Below are 14,598 nucleotides of genomic sequence, written 5' to 3'. Positions count from 1 at the left end.
CCCCATTGTCTTACGTGAAGGCCGCCCCCACCGGGCTGGACCTGCCTCGACCCTACGGCCGGAACGAGGGACGAGGGCCCTGGGCGACGGCTTTGCGCCGGGTCTTGACGCGACTCTGATGCCGGGCACGAGGACGACCGCCGGGCGGGGGCGGCAGGCCGCAATTCCCTCGCCCCGGCGCGCCCCCGGCTGCCAGGATGACGCCCATGACCGAGGTACGTATCGCCCATACCGCCGATCTGGACACCGCCACCCTCAAGGCGGCCCGCACCCTGCTGTACGACGTCTTCGACGACATGACGGCGGAGGACTGGGAGCACGCGCTGGGCGGACTGCACGCGCTGATCCACGAGGGCGGCGTCCTGACCGGTCACGCCTGTGTCGTCCAGCGCCGGCTGCTGCACGGCGGACGGGCCCTGCGCTGCGGCTACGTGGAGGGCGTGGGCGTCCGCGCGGACCGGCGCGGCCACGGCCTGGGCGCGGCGCTGATGGGCGCCCTGGAGCCGGTGGTGCGCCGGGCGTACGACCTCGGCGCGCTGGGCGCCTCCGACGAGGCCGCGGCCTTCTACGCGGCGCGCGGCTGGCAGCTCTGGCGGGGCCGCTCCTGGGCCTTCACTCCCGACGGGATCCGTCGCACACCCGACGAGGACGGCTGCATCTACGTCTTCCCGGGCTCCGCCCGCCTCGACCTCGACGCCGACCTGACCTGCGACTGGCGCGAGGGCGATGTGTGGTGAGGGCGGGTGCCTGGGGGCGGCCCGGTTGAGGACCGGTCCGGCTGAGGGCGGTCCGGTGCCCGGCCTGGCTGGGGGCCGGTCTTCGGTGCGGCCGCCCGGCCGACCGGCACGGTGCGTGTGACCCACCGGCCGGTGGCGAGCACGTGCGGCAGGAGGGGAGGTCGGCTCGTGGGCGTGGCCGGTGATCCGGTCGGCACCCCGGGCGGACACCCCGCCGGCCTGCCCGGCGGGGTGTCGACGCGGTCCCGGCCGCCGGCCCGTGGCGGCTCGGTGCCGCGCGGGCCGGCCCCGGTTCAGCTGGGGTTCTCCGCGTGGGTGAGGGTCTCCCAGCCGACGAAGAGGTTGTTGGAACCGGCCGGGCGCTGCTGCTCGGTCAGCTCCTTCGTGCGGGTCATCTCGTGGCCCAACCGGTTGTGCAGGGCGTTGTAGCCGACCTCCGTGACGGGCCCCAGACCGCGCTTGACCTTGCCCCCGCACAGCCATGACGGCGGCGCGGTGCCCAGCTCGTAGGTGGCCTGGAAGCCGAGCGCGTGGCGCAGTCGGTCGGCGACCTCGGGGTAGAGGTCCTGGCCCTGGAGCCGGGTGGTCTCGGCGATGTGCGAGAGGGCCGAGAGGCCGTATCCGGTGTGGGTGAAGTCGCGGCAGGTTTCCTGGGTGAGCCCGTCGACGAAGGTGGACTGGCCCTGCCAGTACTTGATGATCTTGTCGCGGGTGTCCAGGCCGCTGCCCGGGGCGGTCTTGGGCAGATCACCGTCGGACTTCAGATATATGTACGCGGGCACCCGGGCACGGAACTTGGCGACGGCCTTGTCGTACGCCCCCTTGTCCTCGATGAAGACGGAGATGCCGACGGCCGCCTCCAGCATGCTCAGCTCCCAGTTGCCGTTGCTCTGGGACCCGTTGATGACCTTGGGGAGGTAGACATCGCGCAGCATGCCGGCGAAGCGGTCGGCGCGGCCCTTGTCCCAGCCGCCGTAGCTGTAGCGGATGATCTCCGCGGCGCGCGGCCAGGAGGAGCCGGCCCAGCCGGTCTGCAGCGGGGCGTTGCTGTTGGTGTGGTCCTTGATGGTGCCGGACCAGGCGTCCATGATCTGGATCGCCTTCTCCGCGTACTTGGGCTCGCGGGTGATGTACCAGGCCAGCGACAAGGTGTAGGCGGCGAGGGCGTCCTCACGTTCGTCGGTGCAGCCGTGGTTCGGGTCGGAGTACGAACCGCATTCGACGACGGCGCGCGGCTTGGGAGTGCGGTCCAGCGAGGCGTACTTGCTCGCCATCATGGCGTCGTAGGCGCTTTTCCAGGGCTGGGCGCCGGAGTTGACCTTGCTGCGGGCGAGGTCGAGCTGTCCGGTGCCGACCAGCACGCCGGGGTGGGTGAAGGTGGCGGGCGCCGCCGAGGACGGGGCGCCGATCAGGAGGCTCGCCGTGAGGGCGCCGAGCAGGGCGCCGGCGACGAGGGTGGACCTTCTGCGCATGGGGGGTGTGCCTTCCTGTCGAGAGGCTCGATGGAGGGGAGCTGTTCTCGTACATGAACGACAGGCGTTGACATGAACGCCTGCGATGGCTGGCGAACGTAGAGGCAACCCCGGGCGCCGTCAAGGCCTGGCGCCGGCACCGGGACGGCGCGGGGGCGACATGCGCGGGAATCAACTGGCTTATCCGGAAGGGAAGTTCAGATGTCGAACGCGGGCGGCCCGGGGCCCCCTCCCCCGCGGCGAGCCGCGCACCGGCCGATCGGGCGCGCGGCCGACGGCGCCCTGGTGCGACGGTCTCCACGGGCACCGGACGCGTCACCCTCCGAGGGATGACGACCACCGGCAGGGCCCGGCCGCGCCGCCGGGCGGCCTTCCGTACGCAGCACGAAGGGCCGTACCCGCTCCAGGGGTACGGCCCTTCGTGGCCGGCTTCGCGAAACCGCCGGGCATCCCGCGCCCGGCCGGCTCCGTGGTGGTTCAGCGGATCTCGGTGATCTCCGGCCCGCGCTCCAGGCGCTCGACGCCGCCGCCGAAACGCGATCCCTCGACCGGCTCCTGCTGCACGCCGTCCGGAACCATCTGCGCGTCGTCGGGCAGCTTCAGCACGATCGGGTCACGCGGTGCCATCGGGGAGTCGCCCCGGATCACCACGGTGTCCAGGAAGATGTGCTCCAGCACCCCGGCGGCCTGCGGCTGCACCGCGCCCTGGCCGGAGATCACACCGCGCAGGAACCACCGCGGACCGTCGATGCCGACGAAGCGCACGACCTGCACGCCGTTCGTCCCGTCCGGCAGCTGCACGGGCACCTGGGCCCGCAGCTCCCAGCCCAGCGGACCCTCGACCTCGTCGATCACGCCGCCCTGCTGGGTGATGCCGGAGGCGATCTCCTCGCGGACCTCGCCCCAGATCCCCTCGTTCTTGGGAGCGGCGAAAGCCTGCAGCTGCACGGCGCTGTCCTGCAGCACCACGGTCGCGGCGACGATCGCGTCACCGGCGACCTCCACCCGCAGCTCCATGCCCTCGACACCGGGCACGAAGAGGCCGCCGAGGTCGACCCGGCCTTCGCCCGGCTCGTTGACCTCCGACGCGTCCCAGGGCCCGTCGGGCCGCGGCGCGGGCGGAAGGCTGAGCCTGGACCCCGACGCCTCGTCCCCTTCGGCGTCGCTCACCGCTTCCTCCTCGACGAGTGCGGCGTCCTCCGCCGACTCTTCAGGAGCCTCGTTCTTCTTGCGACGTCCGAACACGTCACTGTCCTTCCCGGTCGGCACCGACCGATGCGTATCCATTCCCGCCCGTGGGGCCGTCCACCGCCGCATGACCGCCGGTGGACCCGAATCCCCCCTCGGCCCGCGCCGAGCCGGGAAGTTCCGCCACCTCGTGGAAGCGCACCTTCTCGACCTGCTGGACGACCAGTTGGGCGATCCGGTCGAACCTCTCGAACCGCACGCTCTCGCGCGGATCCAGATTGACCACGATCACCTTGATCTCCCCACGGTACCCGGCATCCACCGTCCCAGGGGCATTCACCAATGCCAGCCCGCAGCGGGCGGCCAGGCCGGAGCGCGGGTGCACAAAAGCGGCGTAGCCGTCGGGCAGCGCGATCGACACCCCTGTGGGGAGCACGGCGCGCTCCCCCGGCGCGAGTTCGGCCGCCTCGCGGGTCACCAGATCCACGCCGGCGTCGCCGGGATGCCCGTAGGAGGGCACCGGAACGTCCGGATCCAGCCGCCGCAGCAGCACCTCCACCGGATTGCGCAACTGACTCACGGGTTCACCTCAAAAGCACGTGCTCGCTTGACCTGGTCCGGGTCGGCCATCGCCGCCTGGATCTCCTCGGTCCGTCCGTTGTCGATGAAGTGGTCGACCTTCACCTCGATGAAGACCGCCTCCGCGCGCACCGCGACCGGTCCGTCCGGGCCGCCTATCCGCCCCACGGCCTTCGAGTAGATCTTCCGCCCGTGCACCGCGGTGATCCGCGCGTCCAGATGCAGGTCCGTGCCCACCGGCACCGGCCGTACGAAATCGGTCTCCAGCCGGCCGGTCACCGCGATCACCCGCAGCAGCCAGTTCAGCGAGCCGAGCGTCTCGTCCAGCGCGGTGGCCAGCACACCGCCGTGCGCCAGGCCCGGCGCTCCCTGGTGGGCCTCCTTGACGGTGAACTCCGCCCGCACGCTCACGCCGTCGCCGGCCCGCGCCTCCAGGTGCAGGCCGTGCGGCTGACCCGTGCCGCAGCCGAAGCACCGGTCGTAGTGCGTGCCGAGAAGCTCTCCGGGCGCCGGCGCCTCGGGGTGCCGGACCGGAGCGACGGCATCCTTCGGTGGCGTCAGCCTCGCCCTGGGTTCGTCAGTTCCACTCACGCCGCAGACCCTACCCGCGCGCGTAGGGGGCCCGCGCCGCCGTGCCAAGCTGGAGCCATGCAGCCGTACGAAGAACGTCTCACCGCGCCCCGCTCCTGGTGGGTGATCGCCGTCATGATCGGCATCGCCTGCGCCCTGATGCTGCTTCCGCTGGGGACGCTCCCGATGCTCGGCGGCCTGATCGGCGGCGCCGCGCTGTCCGCGGTGGCGGTGAGTGCGTACGGCTCGGCCCGTATCCGGGTGGTCGGCGGCGCACTGATCGCGGGCGACGCGAAGATCCCGGCGACGGCCCTGGGCGAGGCCCACGTCCTGGACGCGGAGGAGGCGATGGCCTGGCGTACGCACCGGGCCGATGCCCGTGCGTTCATGCTGCTGCGGAGCTACGTCCGCACCGCGGTCCGGGTGGAGATCACCGATCCCGCGGACCCGACGCCGTACGCCTATCTCTCGACGCGCGAGCCGGAGCGCCTGGTGGCTGCCCTGGCGGCCGCACGCGCCTGACGGGAGGAACGGGCGGGGGAGTTCACTCCCCGGGGCCGGGCGGGACCGCTCCGGGCCGCAGAGTGGCAGGCAGGGCCGCCGGCGCGGATTCGGGCAGCGCGTCCCAGGGCACCTGCTTCGTCCGCAGGTCCGCGCGGATCTTGTCCGCGAGCCGTCTGGTGTCCCGGCGGTTCATGAACGCGCCGACCGCGGCGCCGATCATGAACGGGGTGAGGTTGGGGAGGTTGCGCAGCGTGCGCTTCATGATCTGCTGGCGCAGTTCGCGCCTCATCTGGCCGCCGAGCGCGATGTTCAGCGAGGCGGGCTTCATGACCTCGATGCCCCGCTCCTCGGTCCAGGACTTGAGGTAGGCCATCGCGCGCTGCTTGAGGCTCCCGGGGGGCCGCAGGCCGTAGACCTCGTGCAGCTCGGCGACGAGCTTGATCTCGACCGAGGCGACACCCGTCACCTCGGCGGCGAGCTCGGCCGGCATGGCGGGAGGCACGGGCAGCATCGCTGCCGCTCCGACGCCCGCGCCGACGGTGGCAGAGCCTCTGGCGGCGCCCGCGACGAGCTTGTCGGCGAGTTCCTCGGGGGTCAGTCCGGGGAACTGCGCGCGCAGTGTGGCCAGATCACGGACCGGGATCCGCGGGGCCGTCTCGATGATGCGGTCGGCGATCGCGGCGAGACCGGCCCGAGCGCCCGCGCCGCCCTTCTTCGCACCGCGCCCGACCGTGGCCGCGAGCGAGGCCGTGCGGCCCCGCTCCTGCGGTGCACCGGTCGTCCGCTCCGGGGGCAGGGCGGTCTGGTCGGCGGGCACGGGCGCGGTTTCGTCGCGTGATCGTGCGCCGGCCGCCGGGCCATTCGCGCCCTTGGGGCCCTTACGGAACGGGTTCACGCCTGCCACGGCGTCGACCGTTCCTCAGGCCGCGCAGTCGCGGCAGATCGGCTGGCCGTTCTTGTCCTCCGCGGCGAGCTGGCTGCGGTGGTGGACCAGGAAGCAGCTCATGCACGTGAATTCGTCCTGCTGCTTGGGCAGGACACGTACGGCGAGCTCTTCGTTGGAAAGGTCGGCGCCGGGGAGTTCCAGGCCTTCGGCCTGCTCGAACTCATCGACGTCGACGGCCGAGGTGGACTTGTCGTTCCGCCGGGCCTTCAGCTCCTCGATGCTGTCCTCGTTGAGGTCGTCATCGGTCTTGCGTGGGGTGTCGTAATCCGTAGCCATTAGTCGCTCTCCCCCTCTGGGTGTCTGCGGTGTCTCAGCGCTCGTAACGCGTGAGAGGCCGGACTTGTGCCCGACCTGAGGCGGAGATTTTGCCTCACATCAAGGTCTGTTACTCAATCGACACCCAACCGCACCCCGGAAGAGGTGATCGGTTTGGATGCGATCAGGACCGTACACGGTCCGAATGTCGCACCTCGCGCAGCCCATCCCGTGTACTTCCCGTGATCGGGGCCCCCGGAAACCCGGATTTTCCCGGCTATCCACCGGGGGTTTCGATCACGGAGCGTAGAGGGACGAAATCTGAGGCCTGTGAGGGATCACACATCGCAGGAGCGGTGTGCGGACCCCCTGAATTCCGCGCAAAGCGAACGTGGCGAAGGATCCACGCCACCCCACCTCCCCGTCAAACCGGACGCGAAGCGGTGTGCGGCCCCTCGGGACGCGACCACCCGCACGGATGCCCGAGACCCCCGCCCCGCCTCCGCACGGCTCCCACGGGCCGCACAACCCCCTCACAGCCCCCGTGCAGACACTCCACGGAAGCCGCGCGGGACGGCGCAGGTCAGAGCGGCAGTACGACCCGCATCACCAGGCCGCCGCCCTCCCGCGGTTCGGCCGTGATGCTGCCGTCGTGCGCCCGCACCACGGACCGCACGATGGACAGCCCGAGGCCGACGCCCTTGTCGCTGCCGGTGCGCTCCGTACGCAGCCGCCGGAACGGCTCGAAGAGGTTCTCCACCTCGTAGGCGGGGACCACCGGCCCCGTGTTGGCGACGACCAGCACCGCGCAGCCCGGCTGCGGCTCGGTGGTGACCTCGACCCAGCCGTGGCCGGGGACGTTGTAGCGCACGGCGTTCTGTACGAGGTTCAGCGCGATCCGCTCCAGCAGCACGCCGTTGCCCTGGACGAAGACCTGCATACGGGCGCCGCGGAACTCCACGCCCTTGGTCTGCGCCTCCCCGCGGGACTGCTCGACGGCCTGCGAGGCGACCTCGGCCAGATCGACCGGCTTCTTGTCCACGATCTTGTTCTCGCTGCGGGCGAGCAGCAGCAGGCCCTCCACCAGCTGCTCACTGCGCTCGTTGGTGGCCAGCAGCGTCTTGCCGAGCTGCGCCAGCTCGGGCGACGCATCCGGATCGGCGAGCTGCACCTCCAACAGGGTGCGGTTGATCGCCAGCGGTGTGCGCAACTCGTGCGACGCGTTGGCGACGAAGCGCCGTTGGGACTCGAAGGCCCGGTCCAGGCGGTCCAGCATCTCGTCGAAGGTGTCGGACAGCTCCTTGAGCTCGTCGTCCGGCCCGCCCAGCTCGATGCGCCGGTGCAGGTCCGAACCGGCCACCCGCTGCGCGGTGCGGGTGATGCGGCCCAGCGGCGACAGCACCCGGCCGGCCATGGCGTAGCCGAACGCGAAGGCGACGATGGTCAGCCCCATGAGCGCCATCAGGGAACGCTGGAGCAGGGTGTCCAGGGCGATGGCCCGCTGATGCAGCAGGCATTCGCTGGCCGCGCCGTTCAGCTGGCCGACGTCGACCACCGAGGACAGGCCGGGGCAACTGGAACTGGAGATCCGCAGGCCCCGCGCGTCGACGATCTTGAAGGGAAGGTCACTGCCCTCGCTCAGGGCGTTCGCGGCGAGCATGTAGATGATCGTCAGCAGCACGATGCCGGCCATCAGGAACATGCCGCCGTAGAGCAGCGTGAGCCGTATCCGGATGGTGGGCCGCAGCCAGGGGAAGGGCCGGACACTGACCGGCTTGGGGTCCCAGGTGGGCTTCGGCGGCGCGGCGGGCGGGGTGGTGGGTGACGGCTTGGAGAACGAGGGCAGGGAAGGCATCGCCGGTCAGATCCGGTATCCCGAGCCGGGGACGGTGACGATCACCGCGGGCTCGCCGAGCTTGCGGCGCAGGGTCATGACGGTGACCCGCACGACGTTGGTGAACGGGTCGGTGTTCTCGTCCCAGGCCTTCTCCAGGAGCTGTTCGGCCGAGACGACCGTGCCCTCACTGCGCATCAGAACCTCCAGCACCGCGAATTCCTTGGGCGCGAGCTGGACCTCCTTGCCGTCGCGGACGACCTCGCGGCGGTTGGGGTCCAGCTTGATGCCGGCCCGCTCCAGGACGGGCGGCAGCGCGACGGTCGTACGACGCCCGAGGGCGCGCACCCGGGCGGTCAGCTCGGTGAAGGCGAAGGGCTTGGGGAGGTAGTCGTCCGCACCGATCTCCAGTCCCTCCACCCGGTCGCTGACGTCCCCGGAGGCCGTGAGCATCAGGACGCGGGTCGGCATCCCCAGCTCGACGAGCTTGCGGCACACGTCGTCGCCGTGGACGAGCGGAAGGTCGCGGTCCAGGACGACCACGTCGTAGTCGTTGACCTCGATCCGCTCCAGGGCGGCAGCGCCGTCGTAGACCACGTCGACGGCCATGGCCTCCCGGCGCAGTCCGGTGGCCACAGCATCGGCGAGCAGCTGCTCGTCCTCGACGACGAGAACACGCACGTCGCTAGTCCTTCCCCAGGGCCCTCATGAACAGGGCACAACAATGTTTCCGAGCACTTCCATCCTGCCCCGAAGAGCCATAAACCGGCGGTAAGAGGGGTGCGGAGGGGTGGAACGGGGGCATGCGGGCGGGCGTGCGGCGCCCGATCGGCAGGATTCCCGGGCGGGTTGAGGTTTCCGTGAGGTTGCCCGCGGGGAGGACGACTGAACACCCGCGATCACGCCCTGTAAGGCGTCTTGCCACGACCTGCTCCACACAGGGACCACGCCGTGATCGACCCACCCGTCGGCACACCCCCGTGCCACCGACCCACGACGAGGGGGCGCACCATGGACGCGTTCACCGCAGGCATTCTGCAGCGCATAAAGAACACCGAAGCCGATCTCGATCGGGCTCGCGCGTCGGGCGACGAATTCCTCGCCGAGGTCGAGCAGGCCGAACTCGAAGATCTGCAGCGCCTTGCCACCGAGCACGGCGTCGCGGTCGGCGCGGTCAGCCACGCCTGATCCTCCGGCACGTACGACAGCTTCAGGCTGCGACAGAGCCCCGGCATCCAGCGGACGATGCCGGGGCTCTGTCGTGCCCGCACAGGCGCGGCGGCGGGTCAGTCGTGCCAGGCGCCGAGCTCCTCCAGGAGCGGCTGGAGCTCGGCGAAGAGCTCCGGGGCGGCCGCGACGGTCAGCTCGTGTGAGGCCGGCTCGCCGGGCCGGCCGCCGGTGAGCGCACCGGCCTCACGGGCGATCAGCACACCGGCCGCCAGGTCCCACGGGTTCAGCCCGCGCTCGTAGTAGGCGTCGACGCGGCCGCACGCCACGTCACACAGGTCGATCGCCGCCGACCCGCCCCGGCGGATGTCGCGGACCTGCGGCACCAGGGTGCGCAGCACCTCGGCCTGGCCGGCCCGGCGCTCGGCGAGGTAGCCGAAGCCGGTGGCGACCAGCGCCTGGGAGAGCGGCGGCGCCGGACGGTGGCGGATCCGCTCGCCGTTGGTGAACGCGCCGCGGCCGAGGACTGCCTGGCTGGTCTCCCCTCGCACGGGGGCGGCGACGACGCCGACGACCGTCTCGCCGTCCTTCTCCGCCGCGATGGACACCGACCAGGCGGGCAGCCCGTAGAGGTAGTTGACGGTGCCGTCGATGGGGTCGATGACCCAGCGCACCCCGCTGGTGCCCTCGACGCTGGCGCCCTCCTCCCCCAGGAAGCCGTCGTCGGGACGGTGTTCCCCGATGAAGCCGGTGATCAGCTTCTCGGAGGCGATGTCCATCTCGGTCACGACGTCGATGGGGCTGGATTTGGTGGCGGCGACGCCCAGGTCGGCGGGCCGGCCGTCGCGCAGCAGCGTTCCCGCGCGGCGGGCCGCCTCCAGGGCCAGTTCGAGCAGTTCGTCGTTCAACGGGTCGGGCACGGTGCTCCTTGCTCGGACGAGCGGTTGTCGGTCGTTCGGGGGCCTTCGGCCTTCCCGGGGCTCACGCCGGGGCGCCCGCCACCGGGCCGTGCCAGTCCGCGCCGGCGGCGGCCGGGCGTGCGGCCCGTGCGGGGCAGCAGCCGACCGGGCACAGGTCGTGGCCCGGGCCGAGGGCGCCCAGGGCGCAGCGCTCCGGGGTGCCGCCGCGTTCGGCGGCGGCGCGCTCCAGGAGAAGCTCACGGACGGCCGCGGCGAACCGCGGGTCGGCGCCGACGGTCGCCGACCGGGCGACCGGCAGTCCCAGCTCGGCGGCCTTGGCGGTGGCTTCGGTGTCGAGGTCGTACTTGACCTCCATGTGGTCCGAGACGAACCCGATGGGGGCCATGACGACGGCGGACACGCCCTGGCGGTGCACGGCCTCCAGGTGGTCGCAGATGTCCGGCTCCAGCCAGGGGATGTGCGGGGCCCCGCTGCGCGACTGGTAGACGAGCCGCCAGGGGTGGTCCACGCCGGTCTCCGCACGCACCGCGTCCACGATCACCCGCGCCACGTCCAGGTGCTGGGCGACGTACGCGCCGCCCGTGCCGTCCTCCGTGTGGTCGGCGGGCGTGCCCGAGGTGTCGGCGGCCGCGGTGGGGATGGAGTGCGTGGTGAAGGCGATGTGGGCGCCTTCACGGGCGTCCTGCGGCAGTTCGGCGAGGGACGCCAGCACACCGTCGATCATCGGCCGGACGAAACCGGGGTGGTTGAAGTAGTGCCGCAGCTTGTCGACGCGGGGGACGGGCAGCCCCTCGTCCTGGAGGACGGCGAGCGCGTCGGCGAGGTTCTCGCGGTACTGCCGGCAGCCCGAGTACGAGGCGTAGGCGCTGGTGGCCAGGACGGCGATCCGGCGATGGCCGTCGCGGACCATCGCCCGCAGGGTGTCGGTCAGATACGGCGCCCAGTTCCGGTTGCCCCAGTAGACGGGCAGGTCCAGGCCGTGCTCGGCGAAGTCCTCGCGCAGTGCGTCCAGCAGCGCGCGGTTCTGCGCGTTGATGGGGCTGACGCCCCCGAACAGGAAGTAGTGCTGCCCCACCTCCTTGAGGCGCTCGCGGGGGATGCCGCGGCCGCGGGTGACGTTCTCCAGGAACGGGACGACGTCGTCGGGGCCTTCGGGGCCGCCGAAGGACAGCAGCAGCAGGGCGTCGTAGGGAGGTGCATCGCACTGTTCGGGCATGTCATCGATCCTGCCACCCTTCCTCCGGACGCGGCGGGCAGGCCCCTGCGCGACGGCGTTCGGGGCGGGCGCCGTCGCCTGCCGGCGGGGGACGGCGGCGGCCGGAAAACGGGAGGCGTGCGGCCGGCCGCGCCGGTAAGCTGTATCGGCCCCTGATGTCCCTTACCGATCTTCGGTCCTCACCCCGGCGGAGCACTCTCGTTGGCCAGTCCCTACCGCGCCATTTTCGGCCGTCCCGGCACCAAGTCGTTCTCCGCCGCCGGGCTGCTGGGCCGGATGACGCTGTCGATGATGGGCATCGGCATCGTCACGATGGTCTCCCAGCTGACCGGCCGCTACGGCCTGGCCGGTGCGCTGTCCGCGACGGTCGCACTCTCCGCCGCGGGGATCGGCCCGCAGATCTCCCGGCTCGTCGACCGGCACGGCCAGCGCCGGGTGCTCCGCCCGGCCACCTTGATGTCCCTCGCCGCTGTCGCCGGACTGCTGCTGAGCGCGCAGCAACGCTGGGCGGACTGGACGCTGTTCGTCTTCGCGGCCTTCGCCGGCTGCGTGCCGAGCGTCGGCTCGATGATCCGCGCCCGCTGGGCGGAGCTGTACCGCGACTCCCCCCGCGAGCTGCACACCGCGTACTCCTGGGAATCGATCGTCGACGAGACGTGCTTCATCTTCGGCCCGATCCTGTCCATCGGGCTGTCCACGACGTGGTTCCCGGAGGCCGGTCCGCTGCTGGCCGCCGTGTTCCTGGCCACCGGGGTCTTCTGGCTGACCGCGCAGCGGCGTACGGAACCGGTGCCGCATCCGCGGGAAGCACACACCAAGGGGTCGGCGCTGCGCTCGCGCGGCCTGCAGGTGCTGGTGGGGACGTTCGTGGCGACCGGCGCGATCTTCGGGGCGATCGACGTGGTGACCGTCGCGTTCGCCGAGGAGGAGGGCCACAAGAACGCCGCGAGTCTGGTGCTCGCGGTCTACGCGCTCGGTTCGTGCCTGGCCGGTGCCGTCTTCGGGCTGCTGCACCTCAAGGGGCGTCCGTCCCGGCGCTGGCTGGTGGGGGTCTGCGCGATGGCGGTGAGCATGGTGCCGCTCCAGCTGGTGCACTCCCTGCCGCTGATGGCGGTGGCGCTGTTCGTCGCCGGGCTGTCCATCGCCCCGACGATGATCACCACCATGGCGGTGGTCGAGGAACACGTACCGCGCGCCAAGCTGACCGAGGGCATGACCTGGGTGAGCACCGGCCTCGCGGTGGGTGTCGCGCTCGGCTCCTCGGCGGCCGGCCTGGTGGTGGACGCGGCGGGCGCCGAACGCGGCTATCTCGTACCGGGTGCGGCAGGCGTCCTCGCGGCGCTGATCGCCTTCACCGGCTACCGGCGGCTCCGGCCGGGGGCCGCCGCGAACGGGGCGGCGCAGCCCGTCGCGTACGGCGCCGGGACGGACCGGACGCGGGACGAGGAACCGGTGGCGTGACCCGAGGGCCTGCGGTGTGACGGGCACCGGCCGGCGTGACGCGGGGCCGGGCACCCCGGGCGGGCTCACTGCATGAGCATCCGCTCAGGTCGGTACGGCAAGTCCGTGCGCCGCATCCGCGCCACGGGTCCGCGCGCCGTGTCCGCGCGATCTGTCCGTGCGTCAGATTCGTGCGCCGGGTCCGCGCGCTATGTCCGCGCGCTATGTCCGTGCGACATGTCCGGGAGCCGGTCGGTTCGGGCCGATTCCTTGATCATGTGATTCCCGTCACGCCACCTGGATGTCGCGTCGGTGACTGACATCATGCGCTCACACCAACGGTCGGCCGACGGGGCGGCCCGCGCGCAGGGAGGGGACGTCACCATGGCAGCCAGCACCGCCCTCGGCGGCTCGGGAGGGCGCGGCCCGCACGGGCCGTGGCGCAACTGGGCGGGCAATGTCACCGCCCGCCCCGCACGGACCGTGGCCCCCGCCACCACCGGCGAACTCGCCGCCGCCGTCCGCGCCGCCACCGCCGACGGACTGACCGTCAAGGCGGCCGGCACCGGCCACTCCTTCACCCCCGTGGCCGCCACCGACGGGCTGCTGATCCGCCCCGAGCGGCTGGCCGGCGTACGGAAGGTCGACCGGGCGGCCGGCACGGTGACGGTCGCCGCCGGCACCCCGCTCAAGCTCCTCAACGAGACGCTCGCCGCACACGGCCTGTCGCTGACCAACATGGGCGACATCATGGAGCAGACCGCCTCCGGGGCGGCCGCCACCGGCACCCACGGCACCGGCCGCGACTCCGCCTCGGTGGCCGCCCAGATCACCGGCCTGCAACTGGTCACCGCCGACGGCTCGGTGCTGAACTGCTCCGCCGAGGAGCATCCGGACGTCTTCGCGTCCGCGCGGCTGGGCCTGGGCGCCCTGGGCGTGATCACCGAGCTGACCTTCGCCGTCGAGCCGGAGTTCCTGCTGACCGCCCGCGAGGAACCGATGGGGTTCGACGAGGTCACCGACCGGTTCGAGGAGCTGGTCGCCGAGAACGAGCACTTCGAGTTCTACTGGTTCCCGCACACCGGCAGCTGCAACACCAAGCGCAACAACCGCAGCCAGGGCCCCGCGGCACCGCCCGGCAGGATCAGCGCCTGGGTCGAGGACGAGCTGCTGTCCAACGGCGTCTTCCAGGCCGCCTGCACCATGGGACGGGCCGTGCCGGCGGCCATACCCGGCATAGCCAAGATCTCCAGCCGCGCCCTGTCGGCCCGTACCTATACCGACATCCCGTACAAGGTCTTCACCTCGCCCCGCCGGGTGCGGTTCGTGGAGATGGAGTACGCGCTGCCCCGCGAGGCCGCCGTCGGGGCGCTGCGGGAGCTGAAGGCGCTGGTCGAGCGGTCGGACTTCCGGGTCAGCTTCCCGGTGGAGGTGCGTACCGCACCGGCCGACGACATCCCGCTGTCCACCGCCTCAGGCCGGGACACCGCGTATCTCGCCGTCCACATGTACCGGGGCACTCCGCACCAGGCGTACTTCGCCGCCACCGAGCGGATCATGACGGCGCACGGCGGCCGGCCGCACTGGGGGAAGCTGCACACCCGCGACGCCGGTTACCTGGCCGACGTCTATCCGCGGTTCGGTGAGTTCACCGCGGTCCGCGACCGCCTCGACCCCGAGCGCCGGTTCGCCAACAACTATCTGCGCCGGGTCCTGGGCGACTGACGCACGACGGCCGCGGTCCGGCCCCGCAAAAGGGGCGCGGACCGC

Annotated in this window: 15 protein-coding genes; 5 read left to right on the top strand and 10 right to left on the bottom strand. The window is 71.9% G+C overall.

Translation table 11 applies throughout. The features are described from left to right. Window positions 1-197 precede the first annotated feature (197 nt). Complete coding sequence (locus ACIRQ7_RS20480) at window positions 198-737, top strand: GNAT family N-acetyltransferase (protein ID WP_404264102.1); 540 nt, start codon at window positions 198-200, stop codon at window positions 735-737. Window positions 738-1,030: 293 nt separating this feature from the next. Here the strand turns inward: ACIRQ7_RS20480 and ACIRQ7_RS20475 are convergent, their stop codons facing one another. The 4 genes from ACIRQ7_RS20475 to ACIRQ7_RS20460 all read right to left on the bottom strand — a co-directional run bounded on the left by ACIRQ7_RS20475 (window position 1,031) and on the right by ACIRQ7_RS20460 (window position 4,567). Next, window positions 1,031-2,209, bottom strand: coding sequence for an alginate lyase family protein (locus tag ACIRQ7_RS20475; RefSeq protein WP_404264100.1), 1,179 nt, complete (start codon window positions 2,207-2,209; stop codon window positions 1,031-1,033). Between the two features lie 477 nt (window positions 2,210-2,686). Beyond that, window positions 2,687-3,454 (bottom strand): DUF3710 domain-containing protein, encoded by a 768-nt coding sequence (locus ACIRQ7_RS20470; protein WP_401471226.1) that lies wholly within the window; start codon window positions 3,452-3,454, stop codon window positions 2,687-2,689. Window position 3,455: 1 nt separating this feature from the next. Beyond that, window positions 3,456-3,968 carry a dUTP diphosphatase gene (gene dut, locus ACIRQ7_RS20465; protein WP_401471470.1) on the bottom strand — a complete coding sequence of 171 codons (513 nt, stop codon included), beginning with the start codon at window positions 3,966-3,968 and terminating at the stop codon, window positions 3,456-3,458. Between the two features lie 5 nt (window positions 3,969-3,973). Next, on the bottom strand, window positions 3,974-4,567 hold the full coding sequence (locus tag ACIRQ7_RS20460; protein WP_401471229.1) for a PaaI family thioesterase: 594 nt from the start codon (window positions 4,565-4,567) through the stop codon (window positions 3,974-3,976). A gap of 57 nt (window positions 4,568-4,624) precedes the next feature. Between ACIRQ7_RS20460 and ACIRQ7_RS20455 the strand changes: the two genes are divergently transcribed. Beyond that, entirely contained in the window at window positions 4,625-5,068 is a 444-nt protein-coding gene (locus ACIRQ7_RS20455; RefSeq protein WP_404264098.1) for a DUF3093 domain-containing protein, read from the top strand. Window positions 5,069-5,090: 22 nt separating this feature from the next. Here the strand turns inward: ACIRQ7_RS20455 and ACIRQ7_RS20450 are convergent, their stop codons facing one another. From ACIRQ7_RS20450 to ACIRQ7_RS20435, 4 genes are all read right to left on the bottom strand, one after another. Beyond that, window positions 5,091-5,954: a hypothetical protein gene (locus tag ACIRQ7_RS20450; RefSeq protein WP_404264096.1), complete on the bottom strand. Its 864-nt coding sequence runs from the start codon at window positions 5,952-5,954 to the stop codon at window positions 5,091-5,093. Window positions 5,955-5,969: 15 nt separating this feature from the next. Continuing rightward, the gene (locus ACIRQ7_RS20445) at window positions 5,970-6,272 is read right to left on the bottom strand and encodes a DUF4193 domain-containing protein (RefSeq protein WP_393893387.1); all 303 of its coding nucleotides are present in this window, start codon (window positions 6,270-6,272) and stop codon (window positions 5,970-5,972) included. Window positions 6,273-6,834: 562 nt separating this feature from the next. Continuing rightward, window positions 6,835-8,106, bottom strand: coding sequence for a sensor histidine kinase (locus ACIRQ7_RS20440; RefSeq protein WP_404264094.1), 1,272 nt, complete (start codon window positions 8,104-8,106; stop codon window positions 6,835-6,837). A 6-nt stretch (window positions 8,107-8,112) separates the two neighbouring features. Next, complete coding sequence (locus ACIRQ7_RS20435) at window positions 8,113-8,766, bottom strand: response regulator transcription factor (RefSeq protein ID WP_404264092.1); 654 nt, start codon at window positions 8,764-8,766, stop codon at window positions 8,113-8,115. Window positions 8,767-9,096: 330 nt separating this feature from the next. Between ACIRQ7_RS20435 and ACIRQ7_RS20430 the strand changes: the two genes are divergently transcribed. Beyond that, complete coding sequence (locus tag ACIRQ7_RS20430; protein ID WP_404264090.1) at window positions 9,097-9,273, top strand: hypothetical protein; 177 nt, start codon at window positions 9,097-9,099, stop codon at window positions 9,271-9,273. 98 nt (window positions 9,274-9,371) lie between these two features. Here ACIRQ7_RS20430 and ACIRQ7_RS20425 read toward each other — a convergent pair whose 3' ends face one another. Then, window positions 9,372-10,172, bottom strand: a complete 801-nt coding sequence (locus ACIRQ7_RS20425) for an inositol monophosphatase family protein (RefSeq protein WP_401471245.1) — start codon at window positions 10,170-10,172, stop codon at window positions 9,372-9,374. A 61-nt stretch (window positions 10,173-10,233) separates the two neighbouring features. Next, window positions 10,234-11,388 carry a ferrochelatase gene (locus ACIRQ7_RS20420; RefSeq protein WP_404264087.1) on the bottom strand — a complete coding sequence of 385 codons (1,155 nt, stop codon included), beginning with the start codon at window positions 11,386-11,388 and terminating at the stop codon, window positions 10,234-10,236. A gap of 201 nt (window positions 11,389-11,589) precedes the next feature. On the opposite strand from ACIRQ7_RS20420, the gene ACIRQ7_RS20415 reads away from it, so the two are divergent. Further along, on the top strand, window positions 11,590-12,849 hold the full coding sequence (locus ACIRQ7_RS20415; RefSeq protein WP_404264085.1) for an MFS transporter: 1,260 nt from the start codon (window positions 11,590-11,592) through the stop codon (window positions 12,847-12,849). A 363-nt stretch (window positions 12,850-13,212) separates the two neighbouring features. After that, window positions 13,213-14,553 (top strand): D-arabinono-1,4-lactone oxidase, encoded by a 1,341-nt coding sequence (locus ACIRQ7_RS20410; RefSeq protein WP_404264083.1) that lies wholly within the window; start codon window positions 13,213-13,215, stop codon window positions 14,551-14,553. Window positions 14,554-14,598: the final 45 nt, after the last annotated feature.

The sequence above is a fragment of the Streptomyces sp. NPDC101393 genome, from assembly GCF_044767385.1.
GTDB lineage: Bacteria > Actinomycetota > Actinomycetes > Streptomycetales > Streptomycetaceae > Streptomyces.
Note: the sequence above shows the minus strand (reverse complement) of the source record. Positions and strands in the feature narration are given on the sequence as shown.

Excerpts from the sequence above, each read along its gene's own strand:
- ACIRQ7_RS20480 (WP_404264102.1), top strand. The coding sequence starts at position 198 with ATGACGCCCATGACCGAGGTACGTATCGCCCATACCGCCGATCTGGAC.
- ACIRQ7_RS20475 (WP_404264100.1), bottom strand. The coding sequence starts at position 2,209 with ATGCGCAGAAGGTCCACCCTCGTCGCCGGCGCCCTGCTCGGCGCCCTC.
- ACIRQ7_RS20455 (WP_404264098.1), top strand. The coding sequence starts at position 4,625 with ATGCAGCCGTACGAAGAACGTCTCACCGCGCCCCGCTCCTGGTGGGTG.
- ACIRQ7_RS20445 (WP_393893387.1), bottom strand. The coding sequence starts at position 6,272 with ATGGCTACGGATTACGACACCCCACGCAAGACCGATGACGACCTCAAC.
- ACIRQ7_RS20440 (WP_404264094.1), bottom strand. The coding sequence starts at position 8,106 with ATGCCTTCCCTGCCCTCGTTCTCCAAGCCGTCACCCACCACCCCGCCC.
- ACIRQ7_RS20430 (WP_404264090.1), top strand. The coding sequence starts at position 9,097 with ATGGACGCGTTCACCGCAGGCATTCTGCAGCGCATAAAGAACACCGAA.
- ACIRQ7_RS20420 (WP_404264087.1), bottom strand. The coding sequence starts at position 11,388 with ATGCCCGAACAGTGCGATGCACCTCCCTACGACGCCCTGCTGCTGCTG.
- ACIRQ7_RS20410 (WP_404264083.1), top strand. The coding sequence starts at position 13,213 with ATGGCAGCCAGCACCGCCCTCGGCGGCTCGGGAGGGCGCGGCCCGCAC.